The organism is Pseudoalteromonas sp. 3D05, from assembly GCF_002723455.1.
Classification (GTDB): domain Bacteria; phylum Pseudomonadota; class Gammaproteobacteria; order Enterobacterales; family Alteromonadaceae; genus Pseudoalteromonas.
The window spans coordinates 111,866-125,971 of the sequence record NZ_PDUS01000005.1 but is presented as its reverse complement, the minus strand read 5'-3'; the positions used below and the strand labels follow the sequence as shown (position 1 = coordinate 125,971).

The window sequence follows — 14,106 nt, the reverse complement described above, 5'->3', positions numbered from 1 at the left end:
AGGACGATCACGTGTATACAGCGAGCAAATCACTGGGTAAAAACCGAATACTACGCATTATTGCTTTTTTCACCGTTATTTTAAGTGCTTTTAGCGTCAATGCGGATGAGCTTGATCAGTGGATGCAAACACTTATGCATAAGCGCAATATTCCCGGCTTACAACTGGCCATTGTCAAAGATAATAAAATAATAAAAACAGCTCATTATGGGCACGCCAATATAGAAGATGATATCGCGGTAGACTCAGACACTTTATTTTCTATTAATTCAGTCACTAAGGCCTTTGTTGGCGTTGCCCTAATGCAATTAGTTGAGCAGAAAAAACTCACCCTTGATGCGCCTATTGCTACATATTTACCTGAGCTACCTAAGCAGTGGCATAGCGTAACGATTAAACAATTGATGAGCCACACTTCTGGTTTACCGGCTATTTTGAAAGACGATGTAGGTAACTTAATCGCTGATCTTGCGCCAAAAGATGCGTGGCAAAAAGTGCAATTATTACCTGTAGAGTTTGAAAAAGGCAGCCGTTTTAAATACAACCAAACTAATTATATTATCATTGGTCAGCTAATTAATAAGCTATCAGGCATGCCATTTCAGCAGTTTATCATAAAAAATCAGTTGCAGCGGGTTCAAATGAATAGAACCATTGACGCCGGTTTTAACAATCTTAATCACGTCGTTAAGCATTCAGCAAGGCGCTATGAAAACCAAGGCACTACCCTTATAAACTTAAGAGCAGCTACTTTTTCTCCTATGCTACAAACAGCAGCAGGTATGGCATCAACGGCCACTGAAATAGCAAACTGGTTAATTGCATTGCAAACTAACAAATTGATCAATGATGATAGCGTACGTCAAATGTGGACTCCAGCTCGATTAAATAATGGTAATACGCAAGGGTTTAACAGACTCCTAAATGGTTATAGCTTAGGTTGGCCAGTCATGGGACGTGAAGAACACCCAGCAATCGCGGCCGTTGGAGGAAATAGAGCCGGTATATTTGTTTACCCTGAAGATAATATGTCTATCGTTATTTTAACCAACCTTGCTGGCGCACTTCCTTCACAGTTTGCAGATGAAATTGCCGGGTTTTATATCCCGCAAATGAAACGCGAGAACGGCTTTGGTTTAACTAAAAACATAAAATTATTGTGGCAAACTCTTGAAGCCCAAGGCTATGAAAATGCCATTGAAGCTGCGCGCACCTTAAGCCAAAAGCAACATTTCCAGTTTGATGAAAACAATCTTAATCTGTGTGGCTACTCACTGATTAGCCAAGAAAAACTACATGAAGCCTTGGCTATTTTTAAACTTAATACGCATTTGTTCCCACAAAGTTACAACACATTTGATAGCTTAGCTGAAGCCTATTGGCACCTTGGGGACTATCAACACGCCATTGCAAACTATAAGCATGTGCTTAAGCTCAAACCTGATAACGCATATGCGCAAAAGCAATTGATTAAATTAGCCAAGCTTAATCAATAAGCTTACCACTGCTCTCGTCCCACTTTTGATTTCACTCTCCCAAAAGTGGGAAATACTTTATTTAAAACAAAACAAAAAACAATAAAATTCAATAGTTTAAAAATTGGCACACTCCTCGCTACTGTGTTTATTAATTAGAATATAATGAAACACAAGCCATGGATTTAGATAGCACCTTAAAGCCGAGTAAAAAACCAAATCAGCGTAAAAAACTGATTATTGGCGCTTTACTCATTAGCATCACACTGGTTATTTGGCTTATTAAGTTGTGGCTTGCCCCAACATCATTGCCAGCCAAACAACTGCAAATAGCCAGCGTGACACAAGCTGATTTTGTTGTAAAAGTGAAAGGCTTTGGTCGATTAAAATCAAAATATCAGCGCTACTTAACCAACACAGATGTCGCAATGGTTGAAGCAATTCACGTTTACCCAGGTACCCAAGTCAAAAAAGACACCGTTATTTTAAGCCTTGTTAATCCACTGCAAGCCCAGCGTTTATCAGTCGCAAGACTGGAGCTTGCAAGGCAAAAGGCCAGCGCTAGTGAACAACAAATCAATCAAAAGAGTCAGCTACTAGAGCGCGAAGCTAACCTAACTATTTTGCAAAGTGAGCTTGAAAGCGCTCAGCTTAGAAGCGAAGCAGAGAGTCAATTAATCGAACAAGGTATCGTATCGAGTTTAGATTACAAACGCAGCTTACTCACCGTAAAACAACTTAAGCAGCGTGTAGAGATTGAGAAAAAGCGCCTCGCACAACTTGCGCAAATGCACCTACAACGCAGCAAAGTGCAACAAGAGTTATTGCGCCAATTTGAATTAAATTATCAAGTACAGCAACAAGCTTTTGACGACCTACAAATCACTGCGGGCATAGATGGCATGCTGCAAGAGCTCAATGTAGAGCTGGGTCAAAACCTCACACCCGGAACCCGCTTAGCGGTGGTGGGCTCTGACAACGCACTCAAAGCAGAGCTCAGTATTAAACAAAGTGACGCTGAAAAGATCGCACTCAATATGGATGCCCGCGTTAATACCTTTAGCAATTCAAAGCAAGGTGAAGTGGCAGCTAAAGTGACCCGAATTGACCCCATTGTTAGTGATGGCCGTGTCATGATTGAGCTCGACCTTATTGGTGAATTACCTGCCAATGCACGCCCTGACTTAAGCATAGAAGGCCATGTTATAAGCAATGTAATAGCTAATGCACTGACCATTAAATTACCGCAAAAAGCAAAAGCTCACTCAAAAGCGATGCTTTTTAAACTTAACCCCAACACTCATTTAGCCGCCCCGATAGATATTGAATTTGGTACACTCAGTGATAATAAAATTCAACTTTTAAATGGCGCCAAGGTGGGCGAACAGCTGATCATTTCAGACCTTTCTAAATGGCAGCATTTGGCAACTATAAAAATCGAACAGGAAAGTTTATGAACAACAATACGCTTATCTCATTAAAGAACATCGCCAAGGTTTATCGCAGCCAAAATGTTGAAACCTATGCTTTAAAAGATATCGACCTGACTATTCATGAAGGTGATTATATTTGTATTAGCGGCCCTTCAGGCTGCGGGAAATCGACCTTGCTGTCGTTATTAGGTTTGCTTGATAGCCCAACAGGCGGCCAATATGCCATTAAAAACGTCGATACCAAAACCCTTGATATGGACCAACAAGCCGAGCTACGCAATTTACACATTGGCTTTATTTTTCAGTCGTTTAATTTAATCGATGAGCTATCAGTATTTGATAACGTCGCCCTGCCGCTGACTTATCGTGAGCCTGCGATGAGCCAAGCTGACATTCAAAGTGCAGTAAAACATGCCCTTGATGAAGTTGAAATGGGTCACCGCGCGCAACATAAGCCCAACCAGCTCTCAGGTGGTCAACAACAGCGTATTGCTATTGCTCGCGCCCTTGCCGGAAAGCCCAGTATTTTATTGGTCGATGAGCCAACAGGTAACCTTGACTCTAAAAACGGCGATGCAGTGATGGACTTACTTGATGCACTTAATCAAAAAGGCACCACCATTTGTATGGTAACCCATGACTTACGCTACGCTGGGCGGGCAAAAACTCAGCTAAAACTACTCGATGGCGAAATTGTCTCTTACTCGCATGCACGCCAAAATGACACGCTTAGCAATGATGCTCTAACAAGCGAAACCACTGATACTGCAGAGGTGGTGTAGCATGAGCCGTTTAACAAAAACGCGTAGCCAACTGCGCTTAGCATGGGCATCACTGATGAATGCACCGGGGTTTGTCACCGCCGTTGTCTCAACACTCGCACTGACTTTAGCGGCATTATTTGTCGTACTAAGTTTAGTCAATAGCTACTTTTTAAAACCGCTCGATGTATTTGATGAAAGCCGCATGGTGGTGGTCGAACAAAGCCTCACTTATGATGATTATGATGCGGCTGGCTTTCAAAGTTATCAATCCATGGTGCACTGGTTTAAGAACAATAAATCTTTTGAAAATGCATTTATTATCAATGCCAATGAAATGATTTTTAAAAATATTGCAGGGGAGCCCAAAGAAGATATTTTATATGTCAGTGGCGAATATTTTGAGCTACTCAATACAGAATTTATCCTCGGGCAGCCTTTTAGTAGCGGTGACACACTAGAGCAGGTTGATGACAGTGTGGTTATTTCAGAACGATTTTGGCGCGAGCACTTAAACAGTGACCCTGATGTAATTGGCACATCACTACAAACTCTCGGCAGTATAAGCTACACCATAAAGGCTGTCGTGTCGGAAGAATTTAGTCCGTCATACATGATTAAAACGGGCCTGGTTGACGTGTGGCTACCAATGAGTGCTGACCGTCGTTTTTTCCATAATGATGACTGGCAAAGCCCGTGGACCAACACCTTTAGAAATCTCAAGTTAATAGCAGTATTAAAGCCCGGCGTCACAAACGAGCAAGTCAAAACCGATTTAAAAGCCCAAATTGATACCATTAAATCTGAGTGGCTTGATAATGGCGGTATTACTGATGTAAACCCTGTTGTTACACCCTATCGCGAGGTTGAACTGGGTAATAATGATCAACTGAGTTTAATGATGCTTGCCGGTGCCTTAGGCTTATTTATTATTGCTGTACTTAACGTGAGCACGTTGTTTTTTTCTCGTGCCTTGGCGCAACACAAAACATTAGTACTGCAAGCTGTACTGGGCGCAAAGCGTAAAACGTTATTTAATAGTATTCTATTGCAGTCGCTTATATTGATGACGATCTCTGTCAGCATTGCGCTGTTTTTGTCAGTCTGGGGCATTAGGCTGTTTAAAGTGTTAGCCGAAGGCCGTTTACCGCTAGTAAATAGCTTAGCCGTCGACACCAGCTTGGTGCTCATTGCCATTGCTATCTGTATTGCCTTGGCTTATGTATTTTCAATTATTACAGCTCGCTTAATTAACTACAAAACCCTCAGTGGCCAAATGCAAAGTAGCGGTAAAGGCGGTGTATCACAGGTCTCAGGTCGCACCGTGCGCATACTGATCGGTAGCCAAATGTTTGTAGCTGCTTTATTAGTGAGCTTTTCAGTGATGATTGTAAGCAAATCTCTTGAAACCATTAACCGCCCACTCGGCAGCGATACAGAAAACCTATACTTTGCCCAACTTTTTCAAGCCAATAATAATGCAACACTCCCTGAGCGCTATGAACAACTTAAGCAATATCAAAAAGTACTAAAAAATAGCGACGGAATCAAAGATGTGGCTATCGGCCACAGCCCTGTAACGCCAAGGCAAAATGCCAACACGCTGACCGATGTTGAAGGAAAAAGCTCTATCTTCTTCCCAAGCCAATGGGTCGGGCCTGAGTATTTTGATTTAGTAAACACCAAGATACTCGCTGGCCGCACTTTCAGTGAACAAGCTATGCGCGGGGAAACAAATGAGCTATTGGTGTCTATCAGTGTTGCGAATTGGTTATTACCCGATCAAGAATACACAAATATTATCGGTAAAAGTTACCAAGGCTTAGAAGATAAAATGTTTGAGATTGTCGGGGTAACCGAAGATTTTAATCACCCTAAGTACTATGATGAATCGTTTGGTCGGCACATGTGGTGGCCAGCGACACCATGGAGCTACATGTTTACGATTAAAATGGACGCTGGTGCCACACTCAATAGTGAAAAAATATTAAGCCTACTCAGAGAAGCCAATAGCCATTTAACGTTATGGCAATTTAAAGACTTACAGCAAGAATATGATGGCCTACTCTACATGAGCCGTTTAACTGTTGTTCTGTGCAGTACCTTGGCACTATTCACTTTGCTATTAGCGGCAATTGGAATATTTGGGGTCTTGAGCTACAACCTAGGCCTGCGTCGTTATGAGTTTGGCATTCGCATGGCACTGGGAGCTAAAAAGGCACGTTTATTTAAACTTATGAGTAAAGAGGCGATCATCCCAGTGTTAATTGGCTTTACCGTGGCACTTATTATCGTAATAGCAGGTTACTTTGTCTTGCAAGAACAGCTTGTCTCATGGTTAATTTTAGACGTGCGTTTACAATTAATGGCGTGGTTTATCACGTTGATTATTGCAATGTTCGCCTGCTTTAGGCCACTATTGCTGTTAATTAAAGCCAAACCCATGGCCGCACTTCGTAACGAATAATAATGATAAGGGTGGCCCAAACAGGGCCACCACGACAGGACTATACATATAAAATGGACCCAATTTTAGTAATTGATGACCAAGCCGATGTTCGCATGGCAGCCATCGTCGCCTTAAACCAACTTGGCTTGCAATGTATTGAAGCACAAGGCCCTGAGCAAGCTCTTGATATTATAAACAGCAATGCAATTAGCCTTATTTTGCTCGATATGAACTTTCGCCTCGATACCACTTCCGGTGAAGAAGGGTTGCGATTTTTAAAGCAACTGCAATCACTTGGCTCAACCATTCCTGTTATCGTAATGACCGCATGGGCGAGTGTAGATGTCGCGGTAAAAGCGATGCAATTAGGCGCTGCTGATTTTGTTGAGAAACCTTGGAATAACCTGCGTCTAACAAGCGTTGTACAACAGCAACTAACGCTGAAAAAAAGCAATCACGATAATGCTTGTTTAAAAGCACTGAACTTACCAAAAAATACTGATTACATCGCCAATTCAGCGGTGATGCAACAATTACTAACACGTGCTAACCGCGCCGCAAAAACCGATGCCAGTATTTTAATCACCGGAGAAAATGGCACCGGTAAAAGCCTACTAGCAAACTATATTCACCAACACTCTAACCGCTGCGAGCAACGCTATGTGAGCGTAAATATTGGCGCGATTGCGCCCTCTTTATTTGAAAGCGAATTATTTGGTCACAAAAAAGGCGCCTTTACCGACGCCAAAGAAGACCGTTTAGGTCGCTTTGAAATAGCCAATGGCGGCACCTTATTTTTAGATGAAATAGCCACACTCCCCCTTGAGCTACAAAGTAAAATGCTGCGCGTACTAGAAAGCCAAGAGTTTGAAGTATTAGGCTCAAGCCAAACCCAAACAGCAGACGTACGGATCATTGCAGCCACTAACGCAGAGCTTGCTAAAGCCATTGAGGCGGGTGAGTTTCGTCGCGATTTATTGTTCAGGCTCAACACCATTGAACTACATATTCCGCCACTACGTGAGCGCCCTGAAGACATTATAGAATTAGCCCATCATTTACTTGCAACGCACAGTAAAAAATACCAACGTGAAGGCATGTCACTGTCAGCCTCTGCGACCAAGGCGCTCACAAACTACACGTGGCCGGGCAATGTGCGAGAACTTAGCCATTGTATTGAACGTGCCGTAATCATGAGCGATAACGACAATATTGACGCCAGTGATTTAATTCTTGAACAACCCAGTAGTGATGCAAGCAACACCGCAACGAGTGAATCATTACCCCTGCTGCCTCTGGAAGAACTTGAAAAACAGATGATTCAAAAAGCATTGGCGCAATTTAATGGTAATGTTGTGGCCGCAGGTGAGTTTTTAGGCTTGAGTAAATCAGCGATTTACAGACGAATCGATAAACACCAGCTTGATTTAAAAGAAGCAGACTTTTGATGGCCCGCACTCAATCGCTCGAACAACGCCTAATGCGTTATGCCGCCTTAGTGATGTTTATTGTATTATTGCTGTGTATTTTGCTTGTAATAACGTGGGGGCTCGATTGGTTTGCAAGCATTAGTATTATACTCCCCATTGTTGCAGTAAGCCTGTTTGCAGTTGTCAAAAGCTACAAGCTAACCCTTGATGTTATCGAACGCTTTGGAACACAGCTCGATGCACTGGCTAACAACGAGAGTAATAGTTGGCATTTAGCGCAGTACCAAATCGGGCGAGTCGCCAACCTTAAAAATGACTTTACCAAGCTCAGTGACAAAATAGCGCAAAGTAAACGCCATTATATGCAAACCGAAGAGTTCGTGTTTGAGTTTGCCAGCATGCTTGATTTACCTATTGTTATTTTAGACCCTCACAGGCAAGTTTACTTTACCAATAAAGCATTTTTAAACACCTTAACAACACCTAATGTTGAAGGGTTAAGTAGCGCCGATTTAGGGTTGGTTTATAACAACGGTAGTTGGCAAATAAAGAAAGAGTCTCGTTTTAAACGCCGCTTTATCGTATCAGCACAAACATTTTGGCGCACAGGGCGAAACTACGAACTGCTTACCCTATTTTCAATCGAACAACAGCTACGCGCAAATGAACAAGACATTTGGCAGCGCTTAATTCGCGTGCTCAACCATGAGGTACGTAACTCCTTAACGCCAATTTACTCGATGAGCCAATCATTACAAACCATGAAACAGCAAGGGCAAATAACCCCGAGCCCAGACCTTGCCCAAGATATGCTGCAAGTGATTGAAAAACGCGCCCAACATTTGCTTGATTTTGTAAGTAGCTACAGTGCATTTTCAAAACTCCCCACCCCAAATAAACAGCAAATCAATAACGAGCAAGTGAACTTACGACTACAGGCAATATTCCCTGAGCTCGAAATTCACCCTTCTCAGCCAGTTAATTTTACAGCCGATTTAGGCCAGCTTGAGCAAGCACTTATCAACCTGATAAAAAATGCCTTTGAAGCGGGCGGTAACACGCCTCCCACACTTAACTGGCAACAGCAAAACGATAACGTTGTGATCGAACTGACTGACAGCGGCACGGGTATTGCCAACCCTGATAACCTCTTTGTGCCCTTTTACTCAACCAAAGCACAAGGCGCAGGAATCGGTTTGGTGATCAGTCGCGAATTGATACGCAACCAAGGGGGCGAGCTGAGTGTTAACGCCCGACAAAATAAATCGGGAACCCAAGTATTCGTGTCCTTGCAATTATGTTAGCCGTTTTATCATCCGTTTTAAGGCGGGTGCTTTAAGTGGTTTATAGAGCAGCGGGTAGCCTGCATCTAGCACCCGCTCTCGAATACCCTCATCATGATTCGCTGTGTTGACTATAGCCGGCAGTGTTTCAAGACCTGCTTGCTCAATAACGTCAAGTCCAGTCACACCGTCATCTAGTTGATAATCAACTATGAGTAGTTGCGGTAAATCGTGAGCCACTTTCAATTGCTCAAGCTCGGTTAAGTTAGTGGCGGTGGCAATTGCACAGCCCCAGTTTTCAAGTAATTGTTTGAGCGCTTCAAGCACATTGCTATCGTTATCTATCAGCCAAATACGTAGACGGCCCAATTCTGTCTCTTGGTTATGCTCATGGGGTTGAGTAGTGCTTTTGTTATAGTTCTCTTTACAAGGCAGGGTTAATGTAAATTGCGTGCCTTTGCCAAGCTCAGATCCCATCACCAACGGAATAGTCAGCAAATCACAAATTCGCTTAGTAATTGCTAAGCCTAGCCCTAAACCTTCTGCATTGTGCTTGGCACCTAACTGTTTAAACTCTTGATAAATTTTTTGTTGGTCGGCTGTGGCAATGCCAATTCCCGTGTCTTCTACAATAAACGAAACATGTCCATCTTGCTGTTGCATCTTCAATCGCACTTCACCTTGCTCTGTATAGCGAATTGCATTACTTAGTAAGTTACGTAACACGCGCCTTAATAATGCTTTGTCTGTTATCAAACGCACATCGCAGGTTTCAATAACAAAGCCGAGCCCTTTCTCTTTGGCAAGAGCCGCATAATCATTACGCAGCGGCTCAATTAGACTACTTGCCAAAAACTCACTGACTTGCACTTTAAATGCACCAGAATCAAGCTTGGTGAGCTCTAAAATACTCGATAGCAGCTCTTCTGCACTGGATAATGAATTTTTGATATTTAAGGCAAGATCTTTAAGTTCTGTGTCTTGCGCTTTTTCATTCATCAATGAGCAAAATAAGCTGGCTGCATTAAAAGGTTGCAGTAAATCGTGACTAGCAGCAGCAAAAAAACGCGTTTTGCTCACCGTGGCTTGCTCTGCGACTTGTTTGGCTTGTGATAGTTCATGATTTGCTTGCGTTAACGCAGTCGTGCGCGCCGCTACTTTTTCCTCTAGGCTCACATTAGCTTGTGTTAGTGCTTTTTGCTGTTTAACAAATTCAGATATATCCGTGTAAGTGGTAACAAAACCACCGCCTGGTAAAGGGTTGCCTTGCATTTCAAATACCCGACCGTCACTGTGTGAGCGCTGATATTTATACGCGCTGCCCTGTTTAATGTATGCCAAACGCTTATCAACTTCGGTGTCTATATCGTCAGTGCTAAACAATCCTCGCTCTGCATTAAAACGAATCATATCAGCCACTGGACGACCTATAAAAAGCGCATCTTCTGGGTAGGCAAACATCTGCTTATAGCCCTGATTCCAGGCGACTAAACGTAGTTCACTGTCAACCACGCTAATGCCTTGCTGAATATTTTCGATGGTGGATTGCAATAAGTCACGATTAAACTTTAGAACTTGTGTGGCTTCGTCAACGAACTCCGCCACTTGCTCTAGCGGTTGGCGCTGTTCGTTTTTCGCCACATCTAAAATAAGCCTTGCCGACGCCCCGCCAATGACCGCTGACATTTCACGTTCAATGAGTAGCTCTAATTCAACATTAGCTGGCTGTTTCCACTTACTTTTATCGATAGGGAAATAGTCATTGACCAATATTTGGCTGGCTTCTTTCTCTGCAAAACGTTGCAGCAGAGCGCTTAAATCATTGTAACTTAGCGGCTGAAGCGCTGCGTTAACACGAGAGTCCGTTGCTTGAGTAATAAATTTATTGCTCTGTAAACGCTCAGCTAATGTGGCTTGGCTAAATAGCGGCACCAGAAAATAGACGAGACAATTAGCGCCTAATGAAAGTAATAATGCCTGGCTTATACTTTCCAGCTCAAGGGAAAATAAATCAGTCGGTGCGAGCCATGCAATCTGCCATGGACCATTAATTAACCAGCCATTATCACTCCCTAAACCACCTGCTAGGCTCGGTAATAGCAGGGTATAACCCCAAATAATAAAACCACTTAAAATTCCTAATTGCGCCCCTTTGCAAGAGGCTTGTCGCCACCATAGGCCAATCACCATTGCAGGGGCAAACTGCGCAACAAGGGTAAACGACATCAAACCAACATTCGCAAGCGTATTTGTTTCACCTAATATTCGATGCGTAAAGTAACTAAGCAGTAATATCAGCACGATAACAATTTTTCGTGCATGCAATAAGTTGTTCTTATTTAAGCCTCTGCTACCTGAATTCAATTGGGATCGGCGCAAAATAAACTGGTTTATAAAGTCATTGGTGATCATCACCGACAACACAATAGCCGACACAATTACCATACTGGTTGCCGCGGAGAAGCCTCCCAAAAATGCTAATAGTGCGATAAACGGATTGTCTGCCGACATGGGTAATGCCAGAACAAATGTATCGTAACCGACATCACTGCCTTGAAAATAAATAAGCCCCGCATAAGCAATAGGCAGTATAAACAGGTTGATCAAAAGTAAATAAATGGGGAACAACCAACGGGCGGTGGCAAGCTCCTTATTGTTATTATTTTCAATAAAACTCATATGAAATTGCCGTGGTAAACACAGCGTCGCCAATACCCCTAATACGGTATGTGCAACGTAGACATAAGTTGGGCTTTGAGTCGCTACCACTTGTTTATCTATATTCAGTTCGGTGGCTTTATTAAATAAGTCCATAGGGCTGTCAAATAGTGCAAAACACACATACAAACCCACCACAATAAATGCCAACAACTTAACCACAGATTCAAATGCGATACTGGCAATTAACCCGGGGTTATGTTCACTGGGCTTTAAGCGCCGGGCACCAAATAAAATAGCAAATAGCGCTAATAGTAACGTAATATAAAACGTGCTGTCCGCCCACACTTGAGGATTTTGTGAGGCAGTCTGTGCTGTTAACAGGTTAATACTTTGCGCCGTAGCGCTTAATTGTAAAGAGATATACGGTACAATCGCAATCACTGAAATAAGTGAAATCAACCCCGATAAACTAGAAGATTGGCCATAACGCGTGGCAATAAAATCAGCCATTGATGTTAGCTTTTGCTGACGACAAATGTGGGCAATGCGGCAGTAAATTTGCCAACCAAATATAAATAACAAAATGGTTCCCGCATAAGTAGGCGCCAACCACCAGCCATTATTTGCAGCTTGTGCTGTCGTACCAAAAAATGCCCAAGACGTGCAGTAAACACCTAGCGAAAGCCCGTATGTTAAACCTTTAAACGGTAAAACTTTACGCTTGTCAGCCCACCCAGCAACCGCAAATAAAATGGCTAAATACACCACGGCAAGCAAACTTATCGACCAAATAGTAAACATAAAACCGACTATTCTAATTATTATTTAACCAGCATAGGTGTTTTAGACAAAAAAATCAGCACTAACTTTAGTGCTAAACAACTGTTTTATATGTACCTTTAAATAAAACAAAAACTAAATGAGAATTATTTTCAAATGAGTGTTGACAGCTGGTTAAATCTAACTGATAATCAATATCAACAAGACGATAAAGCACGACGACTTGTACTGAATAAACTGACTTTTGTTTCTCGACCCTGAAACAACGTGTAGCCCACGTTAAAGCGATGGTTACCTGTTATTAATGCAACGCCCCTTGATATTAATATCGGGTAACCGCCCTACTATTTTACTTGCTACATTGCTCATATCGGTGACGGTAGATATGATACTAAAAAAGCCCTAACGGGCTTTTTTTATGCCTGAAATCCAGGCAAAGTAAATGAGAATTATTTTCAATAAACTATTGACACACGAATTAATCTAATTGATAATCAATATCAACAAGACGGTAAAGTACGACGGCTTGTAAGGAATAAACTGAATTTGTTTCTCGACCCTGAAACAACGTGTAGCCCACGCTAAAGTGATGATTACCTGTTATTAATTGCAACGCCCCTTGATGTTAATAACAGATAATCGCCCTACTATATTTACTTGCTACATTGCTCATATCGGTGACGGTTGATATGACACTAAAAAAGCCCTTTCGGGCTTTTTTTATGGCTGTTATTTAGTGAGCTAACCCGTGTAAAAACAACTAGCGACGATTTTTACGCGCTCGTGCACGACGTTGCTTTTTCTCTTCTTCTTTTGCTGCTTTTTTTGCTTCAGCGGCAGCGCGTAACTCAGCAACCATTTTTTCTTCTTCTTCACGCATGGCAGGTGTTTCCATGGTAATACGGCCAATGATACCGTCTCGTAATTCATTAATTAGAATTTCTGACATTTTATACGTATCGATTTGGTTTCCACCGCGAATACAGCCACGCTTTTTGCCCGCCATTTCAACAAATTCCCAATCACTTTGTGGTAATTCATCAATTTTATAACGCGCTTTTAAAAGCTCAGGGTAGGCAAGCAATAAATATTCAGCGGTGTAGCTGGCCACTTCTTCGTAGTCAATTGCGGTATCACGAATAGCGCCTGTTGCACCCAATCGGTAACCTGAGTTTTCATTTTCAACTTTTGGCCATAACATACCCGGTGTGTCATAAAGCATAATGCCATCTTCAAGCTTAATACGTTGCTGCGCTTTAGTGACGGCAGGCTCATTACCTGTTTTTGCCACTATACGACCTGCTAAGGTATTAATAAGTGTAGACTTGCCTACATTGGGAATACCCATGATCATGGCTTTAATCTGCTTATCAGCGCCCACCTTATGCGGCACGAGCTTTTTACATAGCTCATTAATCGTATGCACTTGCCCCGCTTTATCATTACCAAACGCAATGGCTTTTACACCACTTTCTTGCTCAAAGTAATCTTTCCACGCTTGCGTCATTTTAGGGTCAGCTAAATCCGCTTTATTTAAAATTTTAATGACCGGCTTGCCTTCACGCAGGCTCGTCACCATCGGGTTTTCACTACTGTAAGGAATGCGCGCATCAAGCACTTCAATGATCACATCCATCTGTGGCATGATTTCTTTAATTTCATTTCGGGCTTTATTCATATGCCCAGGGAACCACTGTATTCCTGCTCTACTCATTTGATTTACAAGACCTTTAATTAAAGGCCGCAGCCTATGGGTACTAATATGGGTACTAAAAGTAAAACTATGCTTTTGTACTTTTCGTTTATGGAGGGAGTTTACTACATAACTAACAAT

General features: G+C 42.3%; 9 protein-coding genes. 6 read left to right on the top strand and 3 right to left on the bottom strand.

Going from position 1 to position 14,106, the window contains the following annotated elements; all coding sequences use genetic code 11:
• The first annotated feature begins 11 nt into the window (after nucleotides 1-11).
• The 6 genes from CSC79_RS07205 (at nucleotide 12) to CSC79_RS07180 (ending at nucleotide 8,852) form a co-directional block, all read left to right on the top strand.
• Nucleotides 12-1,496 (top strand): serine hydrolase, encoded by a 1,485-nt coding sequence (locus tag CSC79_RS07205; protein WP_099295160.1) that lies wholly within the window; start codon nucleotides 12-14, stop codon nucleotides 1,494-1,496.
• A 158-nt stretch (nucleotides 1,497-1,654) separates the two neighbouring features.
• The gene (locus tag CSC79_RS07200) at nucleotides 1,655-2,932 is read left to right on the top strand and encodes an HlyD family efflux transporter periplasmic adaptor subunit (RefSeq protein WP_099295159.1); all 1,278 of its coding nucleotides are present in this window, start codon (nucleotides 1,655-1,657) and stop codon (nucleotides 2,930-2,932) included.
• The gene (locus tag CSC79_RS07195) at nucleotides 2,929-3,690 is read left to right on the top strand and encodes an ABC transporter ATP-binding protein (protein WP_099295158.1); all 762 of its coding nucleotides are present in this window, start codon (nucleotides 2,929-2,931) and stop codon (nucleotides 3,688-3,690) included. The genes CSC79_RS07200 and CSC79_RS07195 overlap by 4 nt, the downstream gene beginning before the upstream one ends.
• Before the next feature lies 1 nt (nucleotide 3,691).
• Nucleotides 3,692-6,136 (top strand): ABC transporter permease, encoded by a 2,445-nt coding sequence (locus tag CSC79_RS07190; protein WP_099295157.1) that lies wholly within the window; start codon nucleotides 3,692-3,694, stop codon nucleotides 6,134-6,136.
• A gap of 53 nt (nucleotides 6,137-6,189) precedes the next feature.
• A complete protein-coding gene (locus tag CSC79_RS07185; RefSeq protein ID WP_099295156.1) occupies nucleotides 6,190-7,566 on the top strand; it encodes a sigma-54 dependent transcriptional regulator in 1,377 nt (458 codons plus the stop codon).
• On the top strand, nucleotides 7,566-8,852 hold the full coding sequence (locus tag CSC79_RS07180; RefSeq protein WP_237113981.1) for a HAMP domain-containing sensor histidine kinase: 1,287 nt from the start codon (nucleotides 7,566-7,568) through the stop codon (nucleotides 8,850-8,852). Before CSC79_RS07185 ends, CSC79_RS07180 begins: the two co-directional genes overlap by 1 nt.
• Here CSC79_RS07180 and CSC79_RS07175 read toward each other — a convergent pair.
• From CSC79_RS07175 to ylqF, 3 genes are all read right to left on the bottom strand, one after another.
• The gene (locus CSC79_RS07175) at nucleotides 8,844-12,293 is read right to left on the bottom strand and encodes a PAS-domain containing protein (RefSeq protein ID WP_099295155.1); all 3,450 of its coding nucleotides are present in this window, start codon (nucleotides 12,291-12,293) and stop codon (nucleotides 8,844-8,846) included. The genes CSC79_RS07180 and CSC79_RS07175 overlap by 9 nt on opposite strands.
• Nucleotides 12,294-12,750: 457 nt before the next feature.
• Nucleotides 12,751-12,885 carry a hypothetical protein gene (locus tag CSC79_RS20325; RefSeq protein WP_272897221.1) on the bottom strand — a complete coding sequence of 45 codons (135 nt, stop codon included), beginning with the start codon at nucleotides 12,883-12,885 and terminating at the stop codon, nucleotides 12,751-12,753.
• Between the two features lie 147 nt (nucleotides 12,886-13,032).
• Nucleotides 13,033-13,986, bottom strand: a complete 954-nt coding sequence (ylqF, locus tag CSC79_RS07170; protein ID WP_099295154.1) for a ribosome biogenesis GTPase YlqF — start codon at nucleotides 13,984-13,986, stop codon at nucleotides 13,033-13,035.
• Between the last annotated feature and the right edge of the window lie 120 nt (nucleotides 13,987-14,106).